The sequence below is a fragment of the Mesorhizobium sp. M0227 genome (genome assembly GCF_040321855.1).
Lineage (GTDB): Bacteria > Pseudomonadota > Alphaproteobacteria > Rhizobiales > Rhizobiaceae > Mesorhizobium.
The window spans coordinates 42,020-57,873 of record NZ_JAMYSJ010000005.1 but is presented as its reverse complement, the minus strand read 5'-3'; the positions used below and the strand labels follow the sequence as shown (position 1 = coordinate 57,873).

The window sequence follows — 15,854 nt, the reverse complement described above, 5'->3', positions numbered from 1 at the left end:
AGGACAATGCTTCTCATCCGCTGCCCCTATTGCGAGGAAGAGCGTCCGGAACTCGAGTTCCGCAACGCTGGCGAGGCGCACATCGCGCGCTCGGCCAATATGGCCGGCGAGAGCGACGACGATTTTGAAAAGTTCTTCTTCATCCGCTCCAACCCCAAGGGCATCATTTATGAGCGCTGGCGGCACATGCATGGCTGTGCGCGCTTCTTCAATGCCGTACGCGACACCGTCACCGACAAATTCGCCATGACCTACAAGGCCGGCGAGCCCAAACCCTCCAAGCTGCCGAAAAACTCCAACGAAGTGGTTGCCAAATGAGCGGCGCGTCCTACCGCATTTCCGGCGCTGGCCGCTTCAGCCAAGCCAAGACCGCGCGGTTCAGCTTCGATGGCCAGTCCTATGCCGGCATCGAGGGCGACACGCTGGCCTCGGCGCTGCTCGCCAATGGCGTCCATCTCGTCGGCCGTTCGTTCAAGTACCACCGTCCGCGCGGCATCCTGTCGGCGGGCGCCGAGGAGCCGAACGCCCTGGTCGAAATCAGGCGCGACGCGGCACGCAAGACGCCGAACGTGCGGGCGACCGTGCAGGAGCTCTATGACGGGCTTGATGCGCAGTCGCAGAACCGCTGGCCGTCACTGTCCTTCGACCTCGGTGCGGTCAGCGATATCGCCTCGCCGCTGCTTTCGGCCGGCTTCTACTACAAGACCTTCATGTGGCCGAAAGCGGCGTGGAAGACGCTCTACGAGCCAAAGATCCGCGCCGCGGCCGGTCTTGGCGTTTCCCCGGACCAGCCGGATCCCGACCATTATTCATCGCGCTATGCGCATTGCGACGTGCTGGTGCTCGGCGGCGGCGCGGCAGGCATCGCGGCAGCGCTTGCGGCGGCCGAGACCGGCGTGCGCGTCATCCTCGCCGACGAGCAGGCCGAGTTCGGCGGCAGCCTGCGTTTCGAGAGCGGCGCGAAGATCGACGGCCAGGACGGTTTTGCCTGGGCGCAAGCTGCCGTGGCGAAGCTCGCCGCGATGGACAATGTCCGCGTGCTGTCGCGCACGACGGCGTTCGGCTACTATGCGCAGAATTTTATCGGGCTGGTCGAGCGTGTCAGCGAACATCTGAGGACCCCCGGTCACGATCTGGCGCGCGAGCGGCTTTGGCAGGTCCGGGCCAAGCGCGTGGTGCTGGCCTCCGGTGCGATCGAGCGCCACATGGTGTTTGCCGACAATGACCGGCCCGGCATCATGCTGGCGGGTGCCGCGCGCACCTATCTCAACCACTATGGCGTCGCCGTCGGCAGGAATGTCGGCGTCTACACCGCCAATGATTCCGCCTATGCAGCGGCGATCGACCTGAAGAAAGCCGGCGTCAACGTGGCGGCGATCGTCGATCTGCGCGACAATCCGACCGGACCGGTGATCGACGAGGCGAGGGCGCTCGGCATCGAGGTCAATTTCGGCCGCGCGGTGATCCGCGCCGGCGGCAAGCTCAGGGTCTCGTCGATGACCGTGCAGCCGAAGAATGGCGGCGGCGAACGCACCATCCCGGTCGATGCGATCCTGATGTCGGCCGGCTGGACGCCGTCGGTGCATCTGTTCTCGCAGTCGCGCGGCAAGGTCGCCTTCAACGACGAGACCAAGCGCTTCGTGCCGGGCATCTATGCGCAGGACTGCGTCTCGGTCGGCGCCTGCAACGGCACCGACGGGCTGTCTGCGACGGTCGATGAGGCCTATGCGGCAGGCGCCAAGGCGGCCAGGGATGCGGGTGCCAAAACCGCCAAGGGCAGCAAGCCGAAGGTAGACGCCTCGGAGAGCTGGTCGCGCGGCATGCTGGGTGCAGCGCCCGGCGCCGGGTCGGATACGACGGTGAAGGCCTTCGTCGATTTCCAGAACGACGTCACCGCCAAGGACATCCGTCAGGCGGTGCACGAAGGCATGCGCTCGATCGAGCACGTCAAGCGCTTCACCACCAACGGCATGGCGACCGACCAGGGCAAAACCTCCAACATGCACGGCTTGGCGATTGCCGCCGAGACGCTGGGCAAGCCGATCCCGGAAGTCGGCCTGACCACGTTCCGGGCGCCCTATACGCCGGTCACCTTCGGCGCGATCGTCAGCCATGCGCGAGGTCCGCTGTTCGACCCGACACGCAGAACCGCGATCCATCCCTGGGCCGAGGCGCAAGGTGCCGTGTTCGAGGATGTCGGCCAGTGGAAGCGCGCCTGGTATTTCCCCAAGGCGGGCGAGGACATGCACGCGGCGGTCGACCGCGAATGCGTCGCCGTGCGCAAGACGGCTGGCCTGTTCGATGCCTCGACGCTGGGCAAGATCGAAGTGGTCGGGCCGGACGCGGCCAAATTCATGGAGCTGCTCTACACCAACCCATGGGAGAAGCTGGAGCCCGGCCGCTGCCGCTACGGCATCATGCTGCGCGAGGACGGGTTCATCTATGATGACGGCGTCGTCGGCAGGCTGGCCCCCGACCGTTTCCACGTGACGACGACGACCGGCGGCGCGCCGCGCGTCATGAACCATATGGAGGACTATCTCCAGACCGAGTTCCCGCATCTCAATGTCTGGCTGACCTCGATCACCGAGCAATGGGCTGTTATCGCGGTGCAGGGACCCAAGTCGCGCGACATCATCGCGCCGCTGCTCGAAGGCATCGACATGTCGGACGAGGCGCTGCCGCACATGTCGGTGCGCGAAGGCAAGATCTGCGGCGTGCCGACGCGGCTGTTCCGCATGTCGTTCACCGGCGAGCGCGGCTTCGAGGTGAACGTGCCGGCCGACTATGGCCAGGCGGTCTGGGAAGCGCTGTGGGCCGAAGGCCAGAAGCATGGTGCGGCTGCTTATGGCACCGAGGCGATGCACGTGCTGCGCGCCGAAAAGGGCTACATCATCGTCGGCCAGGACACCGACGGCACGGTAACGCCGAACGACGCCGGCCTCGATTGGGCGGTCGGCAAGAAGAAAACCGATTTCGTCGGTATCAGGGGTTTGACGCGGCCGGATCTCGTTGCCAAGGGCCGCAAGCAATTGGTCGGCCTGAAGACCAGGGATCCCAAGGTGGTGCTGGAAGAGGGCGCGCAGATCGTCGAGGACCCGAAGCAGGCGATCCCGATGAAGATGATCGGCCATGTCACCTCGAGCTACTGGTCGGAAAATTGCGGCCGCTCGATCGCTCTGGCGCTGGTCGCCGGCGGCCGCGACCGGATGGGCGAGACCCTCTATGTGCCGATGCCGAACGGGGTGATCGAAGTGGAGGTTACCGGCATGGTGTTCTTCGACGAGACGGGAGGGCGCCTCAATGGCTAAGGCCGCTGCAAGAAAGACGGCTCCGGCTGCATCGCCTTCGGTCGAACGCCGTCCGGCGCTGGCTGGGCGCAGCACCACTGCCGCCAGCGTCAAGGTCGAGGTGCTGCCGCCGGCCGAGCGCGTTTCATTACGGGCGCCGGAGGCTTCGGTCGCAGCGCTTTCAAAGGCGCTCGGCGTGACCTTGCCGAACAAGCCGAAAACCGCTGCCGCGAACGGCGGGCGCACCGCTCTGTGGCTCGGCCCCGACGAATGGCTGGTCATCGATGAGGCCGACAACGATCCGCTCGCCGATTGCGCCAAAGTATCCGCGCTGCATTCGGCGGTCGGCGTCTCGCATCGCAACATCGCGATATCAGTGACGGGTGCCGGAGCGGCGGCGACCATCAATGCGGGCTGCCCGCAGGACCTGTCGCTCGACGCCTTCCCGGTGGGAGCAGCGTCGCGCACCATCCTGGGCAAGACCGAGATCGTGCTGCTGCGCACGGGTAACGACGCCTTCCGGGTCGAATGCTGGCGTTCCTTCTCGGACTATGTCTTTACTTTGCTGTCCGAGGGATCGCGCGACGCGGCGGTCTGAACTCGGAACGTTTTGCAGGGCACGCTCGTTCTGCATCCGCACGCCGAGGGAGAATGCCGATGCCGTCGAATTCCGCGCCGAAGTCGCCGGTCATAAAGACATCGGCTGTCCGCTCGCTCGAACACGAGCGGCACGAAGCGCCGAGCGCCGAAGACGAACTCGAGGAAGGCCTCGAAGACACGTTCCCGGCCAGCGATCCGATATCCATCACTGGAACGGCCATTCCTGGAGCTCCGGCAAAACCAGGCAAGGCCAAGACCGTGCCCGGGCGCAAGAGGCGCAAGCCGTAGTTTCCATCGGGCAAGATCTCATTGGGCCTTCTCAATCCCCTTGGACATGCTATTTAAAGCGCTTTGGGAGATGAAAATGCCGACAAAAGCGATCGTATGGGGCGAGAACGTCCACGAGCAGACCAATGAAGCCGTGCGCGACCTCTATCCCTTGGGGATGCACGGCACCATTGCCGCCGCCCTCAACCAGGACAAGGGCATCGAGGCGACCACCGCCACCTTGCAGGAACCCGAACATGGCCTGAGCGAGAAGCGCCTGGCGGCCACCGACGTGCTTTTGTGGTGGGGCCACGCGGCGCATGGCGAGGTCAAGGACGATATCGTCGAGCGGGTGCAGAAGCGGGTCTGGGAAGGGATGGGCCTGATCGTGCTCCATTCCGGCCACTACTCGAAGATATTCAAGCGGCTGATGGGCACGCCCTGTTCGCTGAAATGGCGCGAGGCGGGCGAGCGCGAGCGCGTCTGGGCGATCAACCGCGGCCACCCGATCGCGCAAGGCATCGGCGAGTGCCTGGAGATCGGCGAGACGGAAATGTATGGCGAGCCGTTCGCCGTGCCGGAGCCGCTCGAGACGGTGTTCGTCTCCTGGTACGAGGGTGGTGAGGTGTTCCGATCCGGGCTGACCTACCAGCGCGGTGCAGGACGGATCTTCTACTTCTCGCCCGGCCACGAGACCTATCCGATCTATCACAATGAGGGCGTGCAGCAGGTGCTGCGCAACGCCGTCCATTGGGCGCACAACCCGGCGCCGGCCTGGTCCGGCATCACCAACGCGCCGAACGTGCCGACGGATGCGGCCAAGGAGAAGATCGTGCAGAAGGGGCTGCGCCTGCATGCCGACGGCGACAAGGGCCTGAGTTGATTCGGGCCTGAGCTGATCGGGGCCTGAATTGCTTAAGGCGTGAGTTGATTGGGGCTTGGGGCTAATGCACCGAATTCTTCTGCTCGGCACCGGCGGTATCGCCGGGCATCATGTCGAGGAGTTTGCCGAGATCCCGGGCTGCAGCATCGTCGCCTGTGTCGACCAGGTGCCCGGCCGCGCCGCAGCGTTTGCCGCCGTCAGCAAGATCGGCGAATCTTTCGAGAGCCTGGAGGCGGCGATCGCCTGGGGTCAGTTCGATGCCGCCATCAACGCGACGCCGGATGGTGCGCATATGGCAACGACGCTGGCGCTGCTCGGCGCCGGAAAACACGTGTTTTGCGAAAAGCCGCTGGCACCGAACCACGCCGACGCGCTTGATATGACCGAAGCGGCCGAGACTGCCGGGGTGATAAACATGGTCAACCTGACCTATCGCAACTCACCGGCGATCCACGAGGCGCGGCGCATGGTTCAGGCCGGCGAGATCGGCGCGTTGCGCCATGTTGAGGCGAGCTACCGGCAAAGCTGGCTGGTCAGCCAGTCATGGGGCGACTGGCGGGTCGAGGACAAATGGCTGTGGCGCTTGTCCAGCCGGCACGGTTCAGCCGGCGTGCTGGGCAACGTCGGCATCCACATCCTGGACTTCGCCACCTATGGCGCCGGCCAGGATATCATCAGCCTGCATGCCGATCTGGTTACGTTTCCGAAGGCCGAGGGCGAGCGCATCGGCGACTATGTGCTGGATGCCAATGACAGCGTGGCGATGACGGCGCGGCTCAGTTCCGGCGCGCTCGCCACGATCGTGGCGAGCCGCTACATGACCGGCCACGCCAACGATTTGTCGCTGGCCCTGCACGGCACCAAGGGCGCCATCAAGGTCGAGACCGACGGCAAGGCATCGAGCCTGTCGGCCTGTCTCGGCGGGGATGTCGATCTTCAGCAATGGCGAATGCTGGCGCTGCCCAGTGTCAAGCGCAATGCGCGACGCTTTGCCGATGCGCTGGATACAGGCCGGAATGGCGATCCGTCGTTCCGGCGCGCCGCCGACATGCAGAAGCTGATCGACGCGGCCTTTGAGAGTTCAGCGGCGAAGCTGCCGATTTCGGTCGGCTGAAACTGGCCGGCTTGTGCCGGCCAGACGTGATTTCCGCAGATATCAGAATGCGCTCGGCACAATCCACGGATTGATGCTGATGCCGAGGCGCGGGCCCTTGCCTTCAGCGGTGTTTTGCGTGGCACCCTTCTTCTCGACCGAACCGGTCGAAGCGCAATCGAGCTTCACGTTGGTCTTGGTGTCAACGCAGGCCGCCACCGGCGCATGCTTGACGGGGTGGGTGGTGTTGGCGGCGAAGGCCGAGCCCGAAAGTGCCAGCACGGCGGCGAGGGTGAGGAGTGTCTTTTTCATTGTCAGTCTCCGTTTTCGACGGGTAAATTTCTCTCGTACATGTACGATACACTGTACATATACGCCCGTCGATCGCGAAGTTCAAGGAAAACCGTACGCGTACAATAAATTTTTTGTTAACCAAGAAACCCCCAGTCTGGAGAGGATACACAAACCAAAGGAAACGGGGTTCAGCAGTTGACCGGTGTCTCGGTCAGCGGCGGGACGTTTTGCGTGCTGAGCGTGGCGAGCGTGAAATCGCACATCCGCTTCACGAAGGCCTGCGGATCGCCGAAAGGGTAAAAAGGAAAGGTGATGAGCAGCGAGATCGTGCCGTGTCCGACCGCCCACAGCATGGTGGCGATGGCGCGCGGGTCGCCCTGCAATTTGCCGGCGGCGACGCAGGCCTCGACCCTGCTGATCAGCACCTTCATAGCGGGGTTGCTCTCTTCCATTTCGTTGTAGCCTTCTGGCAGCTTGGTCTTTTCGGTCATGAACACGGTGCGGTATTCGTTGGGATTGCCGAGCCCGAAGGCGGCGTATTCGGTCATCACCGCCTGCAAGGCCTCGATCGGATCATCGGATGGATGCCCCTCGATGCGGCGGGCGAGTGTCTCGAATGCATCCTCGGCCAGAGCGAACAGGATGTCCTGCTTGTCGGCGAAGTAGGAGTAGACCGACATCGGGGCATAGCCGACCCGCTTGGCCAGCTTGCGAATGGTCAGGCCTTCATAGCCTTCTTCCTGGACGAGCTTGTGCGCGGCCTCGACCAGTTCGGAGCGCAGTTCGGCCTTTTGTTTCTCGCGGCGTGTCTGGACGCTCTGCGGCAAGATCTGGTGCCTTTGGTTGGTTGGTGGCTGGCTAAATTATATACGCTGTACGGAAACGGACAAGGGCACGGGAAGTTCCCAAGCGGTATGCTTCGGATCGTGCCCACGCTCGTCGAAGTTGGCGGCACCCGTGATCAGCACCTTTGCTGCGTCAAAGCGGCCATCACGCCTCCTTGTCGATCAGCTTCGCGGCAAGACGCGAAAGCAGCTTCACCGCCTCGCCATAGGTCCGGGCTTTTTCCGGATTGGAGGCATTGCCGTCCAGCGCCCGCTTGAAGACGCCTTGGCAGATCGCAGCCAGCCGGAAGAAGGAAAAGGCGAGGAAGAACGTCCAGTTGCCGATACTGGTGAGTCCGCGCCGCCGGCAGTAGCTGGCGACATAGTCTTCTTCGGAAGGCAGGCCGATCGCGGACCGGTCGACACCGCCCAGGCCGCGAAAGCCCGAGCTATGCGGCAGCCGCCATTGCATGCACTGATAGGCGATATCGGCGAAGGGGTGGCCCGATGTCGACAGTTCCCAGTCGAGCACCGCCAGAACCTTTGGCCGGTCCGGCGCGAAGATCAGATTGTCCAACCGGTAATCGCCATGCACCAGCGAGACGCGGCCGTCATCGGCGGGCATATGCGTCTCCAACCAGGCAATCAGCCGATCCATGTCGGCGACGGTGCCGGTTTCCGAGGCATGGTACTGGCTCGTCCAGCGCGCCAGCTGGCGCTCGAAATAATTGCCCGGCCGGCCGAAATCGCCGAGTCCCACTGTTTCGACATCGACCTCGTGCAGCGCCGCGAGGGTTTCGTTCATGGCATCGTAGATGGCGGCGCGTTCATCGTTGTCGCGAGCCTCCGGCAGTGCCGGATCCCAGAAGATGCGGCCGTCGAGGAAATCCATCACATAGAACATGCGGCCGATGGGCGAGTCTTCCGCCGACAGATGCAGCATGGCAGGCACAGGCACGGCGGTGCCGGCAAGCGCGCTCATCACCCTGAATTCTCGGTCGACCTGGTGCGCCGATTTCAGCAATTGCCCCGGCGGCTTGGCGCGCAGCACGTAACGGCCGCTTGCCGCCGTCAAAAGGTAGGTCGGGTTCGATTGGCCGGATTTGAACTTCTCGACTGCAGCAAGCCCGGAAAAGCCAGGTATGTTCGCCTCGAGGTAAGGCGCAAGCGCTGCCTGGTCGAGAACGGGATCACTCATGCCGTCTCGGGCTGGCGTTCTATCAAGGTCAGCGTCAGCCAGCGCGCGGTCAGCGCCGGCTTCTTCGAACCCTCGATCTCGATCGTCACGTCATGCGCGGTCTGCACCCAGCCCGACGGCCTGACCTTGACGTCGGCCAGCACGAAACGCGTGCGGATGCGCGCGCCGGTCTTCACCGGCGCCAGGAAGCGCAGCGAATCGAAGCCGTGGTTGACGCCCATCTTGCCGTTTTCCAGCGGCGGCATGGTCTCGAAAGTCATCGCCGACAACAGCGACAGCGACAGGAAGCCGTGCGCGATGGTGCCGCCGAACGGCGTTTCGCGCATGGCCCGCTCCGGATCGCAGTGGATGAACTGGTGGTCGTCGGTGGCGTCGGCGAACTGATCGATCATGCGTTGCGTGACCACCCGCCACGGCGACACGCCAACCTCCTTGCCGACACTGGCCACAAGCACATCGAGACTGATCGGTTCCACGCTCATGTCCTCCAGTTCACCCCCGGCTTCTGTGGCCGGAAAATGTCATTCCTTGAACAAGGTCAGCCCGTGCTGCACCGACTGTCCGCCGTCGATCGGCAGGATGGCGCCGCTGATGTAGCTGCCTGCACGGCTGCACAAATAGAGCGTTGCGCCGGCAATGTCATCCGGTGCGCCGATACGGCCGATCGGAACATGGCTGCCGACATGCCTGGCCTGCTCATCCGTACTGGTGGCGAATGCCGTCATCCGGCTCTGGAAGGGGCCGGGAGCGAAGGCATTGACGGTGATGCGGCGGCCGGCGAACTCGAGCGCAAGGGTGCGGGTCAGATGATGCACGGCTGCCTTGGACGCCGTGTAGGAATAGGCGTCGTCGGCCAGCGGCTGCGTGCCCATCACCGAACCGAGATTGATCACCCTAGCCGGATCGGCGTCGCTGGCGGCAGCGTCGAGCAGTGGCAGCAATTCGCGGGTCAGATGGAAGACCGCGGTGACATTGACGCCAAACACCTTGGCCCAAGCCGAATAGGGGAAGCTTTCCAGCGGCGCGCCCCAGGAGACGCCGGCATTGTTGACCAGAATATGCAGTTTCCCGGTCCGCGCCTTGACCGCGGCGACGAGTGCAGCGATGCCGGCTTCGCTAGAAACGTCCCCGGCGAAGCCCTCGGCCCGGCCCGGTGCACCAAGCTCGTTCAACTCTTCGGCGACCTGGATGCAATCCTCGCCCTTGCGCGACGCGATCATCACGCTGGCGCCGGCCCTGACCAGCCCGGTCGCCGCCATGCGGCCTATGCCGGTCGCGGCACCCGTCACCAGCGCGGTCTTGCCGGCCACCGAAAACAGCTCGTCCAGATAGCTCATCACAATCCTCCGCGCTCGGCATGCGGGCAAACAGTTCGCGTTGACAAGGCTATCCGAAGTACGGTCATCCTTGCCACTGACAAAATGCCTGGCATGCATGAAGGGTTAGCGACCGATGACGGAGATGAATCTCGGCATGACCGAGCGGCTGAAGCCGATCCACACGCGCGTCGCGGCCATGGTGCGCGACGAGATCATGCCGCTCGACAGGGAATTTCTGAGCGAGGTGGGCAAGGCAGGCAACCGCTGGGTCTACAGTGCGCGCCAGAGCGAGATCCTCGAAGGGCTGAAGAAAACCGCAAGGGAGCGCGGCCTGTGGAATTTCTGGCTGACCGGCTCGGAACGCGGCTACGGCCTTTCCACCGTCGAATATGCCTATCTGGCCGAGGAGATGGGCAAGGCGCATCTCGGCGCCGAGACCTTCAACTGTTCGGCGCCCGACACCGGCAATATGGAGGTGCTGGAACGGTACGGCTCGGCCGACCACAAGAAAGAATGGCTGGAACCGCTGATCGAGGGCAAGATCCGCTCGGCCTATCTGATGACCGAGCCGGATGTCGCGTCGTCCGATGCCACCAACATTGCCATGCGCTGCGAACGCCAGGGCGACGACTACGTGCTCAACGGCGAGAAATGGTGGGCTTCGGGCGCCGGCGATCCGCGCTGCGCCATCTACATCGTCATGGTCAGGACCGGCGGCGATGACGAGCCGCAGCACCGCCGTCATTCGATGATCCTGGTGCCATCAGGCACAAGGGGTGTGACCAAGGTCCGGGCCATGCAGGTTTATGGCGATGACGACGCGCCGCACGGCCACATGCATCTTCGCTTCGACAATGTGCGGGTACCGACATCGAACCTGATCCTCGGCGAGGGCAGGGGGTTCGAGATCGCGCAAGGGCGGCTCGGTCCCGGCCGCATCCACCATTGCATGCGCGCCATCGGCCAGGCCGAGATGGCGCTCGAGATGCTGTGCCAGCGTTCCTTGCGCCGCGAGGCCTTCGGCCAGAAGCTGGCAAAGCTCGGCGCCAATTTCGACATCATCGCCGAATGCCGCATGGAGATCGAAATGGCCCGGCTGCTCTGCCTCAAGGCGGCGTGGATGATCGACCAGGGCGACGCCCGCGCCGCAGCCCCCTGGATTAGCCAGATCAAGGTGGTGGCACCCCGCGTCGCGCTCAAGGTCACCGACGAGGCGGTGCAGATGTTCGGCGCGCAAGGCATCAGCCAGGATACGCCGCTGGCGCGGTCGTGGACGCATCTGCGGACCTTGCGCCTTGCCGACGGGCCGGACGCCGTGCATCGCCGTCAGGTGGCGCGCACCGAGCTGAAGAAATACACGCAAGAAAAGGTCTGAGCGCCGGCATCGTCATCTGGCGATGCCGACAGTCCAAGCACGGAGTGTTCCAATGGCCGTCCCCTCCGAAATGAAGGCGCTGCTGCTGGTCGGCGACGGCTACACCAGGACGCCGAGCGGCAGTGTGCTGGAGGCGATGGAGCCGTATCTCGAGCCGGGCAACATCGCGGTGCCGACACCCGGACCGACGCAGGTGCTGATCAAGGTCAGCCTCGCCTCGATCAACCCCTCCGACATCGCCTTCGTCAAGGGCCAGTACGGCCAGCCGCGCGCCAAGGGACAGCCGGCCGGCTTCGAGGGCGTCGGCATCGTCGTCGCCAGCGGCGACGAGACCTATCCCCAAAGCCTGATCGGCAAGCGCGTCGCCTTTGCCACCGGCGTCACCAACTGGGGCTCGTGGGCCGACTATGCCGTCGCTGAAGCTGCTGCATGCATTCCGCTGCTCGACACGGTCCGCGACGAGGATGGGGCGGCGATGATCGTCAACCCGCTCACCGCGCTCGCCATGTTCGACGTCGTCAAGGAGGAAGGCGAGAAGGCCTTCGTCATGACCGCCGGCGCCAGCCAGCTCTGCAAGCTGATCATTGGCCTGGCCAGCGGAGAGGGCTTCCGGCCGATCGTCACCGTGCGCCGCGACGACCAGATCGCGGCGCTGAAAGCGCTCGGCGCGGCGCACGTCCTCAACGAAAAGGCGCCGGATTTCAAGGCAGCGCTGCGCGAGGTGATGAAGGCCGAACAGCCGCGCATCTTCCTTGACGCGGTGACCGGGCCGCTGGCTTCCGCCATCTTCGACGTCATGCCGAAGCGTTCGCGCTGGATCATCTATGGGCGGCTCGATCCCGAACACACTGTTATCCGCGAGCCCGGCCAACTGATCTTCCAGCACAAGCATATCGAAGGGTTTTGGCTGAGCGAGTGGATGCGCCAGTTCCGCGATCGCCGCGGCCCGGCGATCCTGGAAGCGCAGAAGCGTTTTTCCGATGGGCGCTGGTCGACCGACGTGACGGCGGTGGTGCCGCTTGCCGAGGCGATGGCGCGGGTGCCAGCGGAACTGGCCAAGCCGAACGGCAAGGTGTTCATCCGGCCTTAGGCCAATTCGAAAGATTCGAGCAGCTTGGACGGGAGGGGCCTCGGAGGGCTTTGCGGGCAGAGATTGCCGGTTATCCGCCGACGCGGGACCGTCAGGCCGATATCCTGGTCCATCAAGCCCCCTATGCCACGCCGCTGCGTCCGTGATATGCCGCCGCCATCGAATGCCGGGACAGGCTGGACTGAGCCTGTTCCGGGATTGTGTGGGGTGCCTTGATGACGATTTCCAAGCCGGTTTTCGACCGTTTGGGGTTTGGCCTGTGGATCGGAGCGTTCCTGGTCGTTCTTGCCATGGTCCTGTGGTCGCCGTACACGCGGACGGTATGGAAGGCCTATATAGATGGCAGCGAGGCGCTTCTGGCCGGTCTGCCACTCTACGACACCCAATCCGAGATGGGGTATCTCTACGCGCCGGCCTTCGCCGCGCTCTACACTCCAATAGTCAAGCTCGGTCCGCATCTGGGCGGCGTGATGTGGCACTCCCTCGGGTTTGCGGTGCTGACCTATGCCGCGATGCGGCAGGTGCGCAAGCTCGGTGGTGACGAGTTGATGTGGCTGCTTTCTTTCGGCCTCTTCCTCGCTGTGCCGATGGCGCTCGGCGCGATCCGCAACGGCCAGGCGACGATCCTTTTGACCGGCGCTTGCTGGCTTCTCACATTGTCGGCGCTGGAAGGACGACGGGCGGAGACGTTCTTCTGGGCTTCGCTCGCCATCATCGCCAAGCCGACCGCGATCATAATGCTGTTGTTGGTAGGAGCCCTTCGGCTTCGGTTGATACCGGTGCTGGTGCTGGCGGTGCTGTTCGTGCTCGCACTGCCTTACGCTTTTGCTCCCGCCGGCTATCTCAACGATCAGTATCGTGTCTTCGCCCAGATGCTGACCTCCATGGCCGTCGAGAACACCAGCCATTTCGTGTCCACCGATTTCACGGCACCGTTCACCACGATAGGGCTGCCGATACCGGAATTCGGCGCAACGATCGTGCGCATGGTCATTGCCCTGCTTACGCTTTCAGCCGTCATCTGGTTCGACCGCAGGCTCGAACAGGGAAAGGCGGCGCTGGCGATCTTCCTGACGGCCACCTTCTACATGTGCGTCTTCAACCCGCGCGTCGAACCCAACACCTTTGCCATGATCGCGGTACCAGCCGGTCTTGCCATCGCCCTGTTGTGGCGCGAAGAACGGGGCGGCGTCCTCGCCTCGGTGCTGTCGATGACGCTGTTCGTGACCGGGCTGAGCGGCGTCGAGCGCCATGTGCACGATTTCCTCTTCCCCTGGTTCCGGCCGGTCGCTGTCACTTTCATCGCCGGTTCGCTGATCTGGTGGTTCTGGGCCAAGGCACGGGAAAAGGTGGTGAATGCGGGAGTCGCGAATGGCTGAGTTGCGACAGAGCCTCGATATCGTTGCGCCATTCTTCAACGAGGCGGCATCGGCATCGGCCTTCGCGCGCCTGCTAGGCGAGCTCGAAGCGGCCGTGGCACAGCGCTTCGGCATGACCGTGCACAAGATCCTGGTCGATGACGGCAGCGGTGACGATGGCGCTGGACGATTTTCGCAAGCGCTGACGGGATCGTGGGAGATCGTCCGCCTCAGCCGCAATTTCGGCAAGGAAGTCGCTGTACTCGCCGGCCTCGACCAGTCGCGCGGCGACATGGTGCTGATCATGGACGCCGACCTCCAGCATTCCCTGGACATCAGCCTGAAGCTGATCGCCGAGCTGGTGGACCATCCGGACATCGACGTCGTCTTTGCCCAGAACGACCGCCGCGAGGCGAGCTGGCGGCGCAGCCAGCTTGCACGGCTTTTCTACAGCCTGATCAACAGCAGTCAGCGTTTCGATATTCCCGAAAATGCCGGCGACTTTCGCGTCATGCGCGGCGCTGTCGCGCGCGCTCTGACCAGCCTGCGTGACAAGCGTCGCTTCAACAAGGGCCTGTTTGCCTGGGCCGGCTTTCGCCAGAAGGCGTTGCCCTATTCGCCGGAAGGCCGCGCCAGCGGCACATCGAAATGGAGCCGGCTCAACCTCATCGCCTTCTCGCTGGAGGGGTTCACCTCGTTCTCCGTCATTCCGCTACGCCTGATCAGTCTTAGCGGGCTGCTCGCGGCGATGGCCGGCGCGCTCTATGGCGCCAAGGTGTTCTTCGAGGTGATCTTCTACGGCATTGCCGTTCCGGGCTACCCCAGCCTGCTGGTTGCCGTCGTTCTGCTCGGCGGCCTCAACCTGACCCTGCTTGGCCTGATCGGCGAATATGTCTGGGTGACGCTCAGCGAGAGCAAGGATCGGCCGGTCTATCTCGTGCGCGATGTCGTGCGCAGCGAGGCCCCCGCCGACCGGCCGGAGCCGGGCACTTCGAACAGATGACGCGGCGCATTCGCCTGATCGCTGACGATTACGGCCTGGCGCCTGGCGTTTCCGCCGGGATTCTCGATCTTCTCGATCGGGGGCGCCTGACCGGCACCAGCTGCATGACCGGCTTTCCCGAGTGGGCAAAGGAGGCAGAGCGCATAAAACCGCTGTGCGGCCGGGCCGCGGTTGGGCTGCACCTCACCTTGACCGACCAGTTGGCCGCCACCGGCCGGTCGGCCTTGGCGCCGGAAGGCCGGCTGCCACCGCTCCGCGCACTGGCCTTGCCTGTTCTGCGCGGCCGCATCGGCGACCGCCATGTCCATGCCGAGCTTGACGCCCAGTACGGCCGCTTCGTCGAGGCGCTTGGCCGCCGCCCCGATTTCGTCGACGGGCACCAGCATGTGCATTTCCTTCCCGTTGTGCGCACATGGCTGCGCACACGGTTTCCAGAAGGCGCCGACAGGCCGGCCCTGCGCGGCGCCCCGGCGCTGGCCGCAGGGTCGAAAGTCGCCGCCATTGCCGCGCTGGCTGCCGGGTTCAACCGCTCGATGCAGCGCGCGGGCTTCATCGTTTTCCAGCCGCTCGCCGGCATCTATGACTGGCGACAGCCCGAAAAGTTCGCTGCGGTTCTGCAGGCGGCCGTCGAAGGGTTGCCGGAGCGAGGGCTGTTCATGTGCCATCCCGGCCATGTCGACGAGACGCTGCGCGCGCGCGACACCATGCAAGATGTGCGCGAGGTGGAATTCGCGGCCCTCGCATCGGACGAATTCGGCGCTGGTCTGGCCCGCGCCGGCGTCGAGATCTTGGACGGCAAGAGATGAGCGAAGCCGATCGGCCCCAGCGTTCGGCCGGCAGCAAGATCGTCCGCTTCGCCATTGTCGGACTGGCGAACACGGCCATCGACCTTGCCAGCTTCTTCCTGCTGCTCAAGCTCGGGGTTCCGCCGGTGCCGGCCAACATCGCTGCCTGGTTCGTCGCCGTCACCTTTTCCTTCGCGGCGAACGGCTTGTGGTCGTTCGAGCGCAATCGAGCCATCCGGCTGCATGATGCGTTCCTTCGTTTCGCCACGCTTGGAGCGCTGATTTCGCTCGGTGTCTCCAGCCTCTCGATCGCGCTATTCGCCGGCATAATCGGGGTGTGGCCGGCGAAAATCGGGGGCGTCGTGGTGGCGGCGGTGCTGAATTTCCTCGCCGCGCGCTGGTCGATCGAAGGTCGGTTGCTGAGATAGCCGGAATTATTTTTCTTACGAAATTCCGGACGAAAAACCGCTACACA

At 64.2% G+C, this 15,854-nt stretch carries 17 protein-coding genes; 12 read left to right on the top strand and 5 right to left on the bottom strand.

The features are described 5' to 3' along the window. Nucleotides 1-6 precede the first annotated feature (6 nt). The 6 genes from NKJ00_RS09130 to NKJ00_RS09105 all read left to right on the top strand — a co-directional run bounded on the left by NKJ00_RS09130 (nt 7) and on the right by NKJ00_RS09105 (nt 6,154). Nucleotides 7-318, top strand: a complete 312-nt coding sequence (locus NKJ00_RS09130) for a sarcosine oxidase subunit delta (protein ID WP_352629514.1) — start codon at nt 7-9, stop codon at nt 316-318. Then, entirely contained in the window at nt 315-3,311 is a 2,997-nt protein-coding gene (locus tag NKJ00_RS09125; protein ID WP_352629512.1) for a sarcosine oxidase subunit alpha, read from the top strand. Before NKJ00_RS09130 ends, NKJ00_RS09125 begins: the two co-directional genes overlap by 4 nt. After that, nucleotides 3,304-3,888 carry a sarcosine oxidase subunit gamma gene (locus tag NKJ00_RS09120; RefSeq protein WP_352629510.1) on the top strand — a complete coding sequence of 195 codons (585 nt, stop codon included), beginning with the start codon at nt 3,304-3,306 and terminating at the stop codon, nt 3,886-3,888. The genes NKJ00_RS09125 and NKJ00_RS09120 overlap by 8 nt, the downstream gene beginning before the upstream one ends. A 59-nt stretch (nt 3,889-3,947) precedes the next feature. Beyond that, nucleotides 3,948-4,178 carry a hypothetical protein gene (locus tag NKJ00_RS09115; RefSeq protein ID WP_023810121.1) on the top strand — a complete coding sequence of 77 codons (231 nt, stop codon included), beginning with the start codon at nt 3,948-3,950 and terminating at the stop codon, nt 4,176-4,178. 76 nt (nt 4,179-4,254) lie between these two features. Then, nucleotides 4,255-5,040 (top strand): ThuA domain-containing protein, encoded by a 786-nt coding sequence (locus NKJ00_RS09110; RefSeq protein ID WP_023810120.1) that lies wholly within the window; start codon nt 4,255-4,257, stop codon nt 5,038-5,040. Between the two features lie 64 nt (nt 5,041-5,104). Continuing rightward, nucleotides 5,105-6,154: a Gfo/Idh/MocA family protein gene (locus tag NKJ00_RS09105; RefSeq protein ID WP_352629508.1), complete on the top strand. Its 1,050-nt coding sequence runs from the start codon at nt 5,105-5,107 to the stop codon at nt 6,152-6,154. Nucleotides 6,155-6,196: 42 nt separating this feature from the next. Here the strand turns inward: NKJ00_RS09105 and NKJ00_RS09100 are convergent, their stop codons facing one another. From NKJ00_RS09100 to NKJ00_RS09080, 5 genes are all read right to left on the bottom strand, one after another. After that, on the bottom strand, nt 6,197-6,445 hold the full coding sequence (locus NKJ00_RS09100; RefSeq protein ID WP_128303161.1) for a DUF680 domain-containing protein: 249 nt from the start codon (nt 6,443-6,445) through the stop codon (nt 6,197-6,199). A 170-nt stretch (nt 6,446-6,615) separates the two neighbouring features. Continuing rightward, complete coding sequence (locus tag NKJ00_RS09095) at nt 6,616-7,254, bottom strand: TetR/AcrR family transcriptional regulator (protein ID WP_352629506.1); 639 nt, start codon at nt 7,252-7,254, stop codon at nt 6,616-6,618. Nucleotides 7,255-7,417: 163 nt separating this feature from the next. Then, complete coding sequence (locus NKJ00_RS09090; protein WP_352629504.1) at nt 7,418-8,449, bottom strand: phosphotransferase; 1,032 nt, start codon at nt 8,447-8,449, stop codon at nt 7,418-7,420. Continuing rightward, entirely contained in the window at nt 8,446-8,931 is a 486-nt protein-coding gene (locus NKJ00_RS09085) for a MaoC family dehydratase (RefSeq protein WP_281040474.1), read from the bottom strand. Before NKJ00_RS09085 ends, NKJ00_RS09090 begins: the two co-directional genes overlap by 4 nt. Before the next feature lie 39 nt (nt 8,932-8,970). Further along, nucleotides 8,971-9,786 carry an SDR family oxidoreductase gene (locus NKJ00_RS09080; protein WP_352629502.1) on the bottom strand — a complete coding sequence of 272 codons (816 nt, stop codon included), beginning with the start codon at nt 9,784-9,786 and terminating at the stop codon, nt 8,971-8,973. 115 nt (nt 9,787-9,901) lie between these two features. Between NKJ00_RS09080 and NKJ00_RS09075 the strand changes: the two genes are divergently transcribed. From NKJ00_RS09075 to NKJ00_RS09050, 6 genes are all read left to right on the top strand, one after another. After that, nucleotides 9,902-11,143, top strand: a complete 1,242-nt coding sequence (locus NKJ00_RS09075; RefSeq protein ID WP_352629500.1) for an acyl-CoA dehydrogenase family protein — start codon at nt 9,902-9,904, stop codon at nt 11,141-11,143. A gap of 52 nt (nt 11,144-11,195) precedes the next feature. Continuing rightward, on the top strand, nt 11,196-12,233 hold the full coding sequence (locus NKJ00_RS09070) for a zinc-binding dehydrogenase (protein ID WP_023810112.1): 1,038 nt from the start codon (nt 11,196-11,198) through the stop codon (nt 12,231-12,233). 215 nt (nt 12,234-12,448) lie between these two features. After that, nucleotides 12,449-13,612: a glycosyltransferase 87 family protein gene (locus NKJ00_RS09065; RefSeq protein WP_352629498.1), complete on the top strand. Its 1,164-nt coding sequence runs from the start codon at nt 12,449-12,451 to the stop codon at nt 13,610-13,612. Further along, nucleotides 13,605-14,594, top strand: a complete 990-nt coding sequence (locus tag NKJ00_RS09060) for a glycosyltransferase (protein ID WP_023810110.1) — start codon at nt 13,605-13,607, stop codon at nt 14,592-14,594. The genes NKJ00_RS09065 and NKJ00_RS09060 overlap by 8 nt, the downstream gene beginning before the upstream one ends. Further along, the gene (locus NKJ00_RS09055; protein ID WP_023810109.1) at nt 14,591-15,400 is read left to right on the top strand and encodes a ChbG/HpnK family deacetylase; all 810 of its coding nucleotides are present in this window, start codon (nt 14,591-14,593) and stop codon (nt 15,398-15,400) included. The genes NKJ00_RS09060 and NKJ00_RS09055 overlap by 4 nt, the downstream gene beginning before the upstream one ends. Next, on the top strand, nt 15,397-15,807 hold the full coding sequence (locus NKJ00_RS09050; protein ID WP_023810108.1) for a GtrA family protein: 411 nt from the start codon (nt 15,397-15,399) through the stop codon (nt 15,805-15,807). Before NKJ00_RS09055 ends, NKJ00_RS09050 begins: the two co-directional genes overlap by 4 nt. The last annotated feature ends 47 nt before the right edge of the window (nt 15,808-15,854 follow it).

What these genes read in the sequence shown, in the direction of transcription:
- NKJ00_RS09130 (WP_352629514.1), top strand. Translation starts at nt 7, where the DNA reads ATGCTTCTCATCCGCTGCCCCTATTGCGAGGAAGAGCGTCCGGAACTC.
- NKJ00_RS09125 (WP_352629512.1), top strand. Translation starts at nt 315, where the DNA reads ATGAGCGGCGCGTCCTACCGCATTTCCGGCGCTGGCCGCTTCAGCCAA.
- NKJ00_RS09120 (WP_352629510.1), top strand. Translation starts at nt 3,304, where the DNA reads ATGGCTAAGGCCGCTGCAAGAAAGACGGCTCCGGCTGCATCGCCTTCG.
- NKJ00_RS09115 (WP_023810121.1), top strand. Translation starts at nt 3,948, where the DNA reads ATGCCGTCGAATTCCGCGCCGAAGTCGCCGGTCATAAAGACATCGGCT.
- NKJ00_RS09110 (WP_023810120.1), top strand. Translation starts at nt 4,255, where the DNA reads ATGCCGACAAAAGCGATCGTATGGGGCGAGAACGTCCACGAGCAGACC.
- NKJ00_RS09105 (WP_352629508.1), top strand. Translation starts at nt 5,105, where the DNA reads ATGCACCGAATTCTTCTGCTCGGCACCGGCGGTATCGCCGGGCATCAT.
- NKJ00_RS09100 (WP_128303161.1), bottom strand. Translation starts at nt 6,445, where the DNA reads ATGAAAAAGACACTCCTCACCCTCGCCGCCGTGCTGGCACTTTCGGGC.
- NKJ00_RS09090 (WP_352629504.1), bottom strand. Translation starts at nt 8,449, where the DNA reads ATGAGTGATCCCGTTCTCGACCAGGCAGCGCTTGCGCCTTACCTCGAG.
- NKJ00_RS09085 (WP_281040474.1), bottom strand. Translation starts at nt 8,931, where the DNA reads ATGAGCGTGGAACCGATCAGTCTCGATGTGCTTGTGGCCAGTGTCGGC.
- NKJ00_RS09080 (WP_352629502.1), bottom strand. Translation starts at nt 9,786, where the DNA reads ATGAGCTATCTGGACGAGCTGTTTTCGGTGGCCGGCAAGACCGCGCTG.
- NKJ00_RS09075 (WP_352629500.1), top strand. Translation starts at nt 9,902, where the DNA reads ATGACGGAGATGAATCTCGGCATGACCGAGCGGCTGAAGCCGATCCAC.
- NKJ00_RS09070 (WP_023810112.1), top strand. Translation starts at nt 11,196, where the DNA reads ATGGCCGTCCCCTCCGAAATGAAGGCGCTGCTGCTGGTCGGCGACGGC.
- NKJ00_RS09065 (WP_352629498.1), top strand. Translation starts at nt 12,449, where the DNA reads ATGACGATTTCCAAGCCGGTTTTCGACCGTTTGGGGTTTGGCCTGTGG.
- NKJ00_RS09060 (WP_023810110.1), top strand. Translation starts at nt 13,605, where the DNA reads ATGGCTGAGTTGCGACAGAGCCTCGATATCGTTGCGCCATTCTTCAAC.
- NKJ00_RS09055 (WP_023810109.1), top strand. Translation starts at nt 14,591, where the DNA reads ATGACGCGGCGCATTCGCCTGATCGCTGACGATTACGGCCTGGCGCCT.
- NKJ00_RS09050 (WP_023810108.1), top strand. Translation starts at nt 15,397, where the DNA reads ATGAGCGAAGCCGATCGGCCCCAGCGTTCGGCCGGCAGCAAGATCGTC.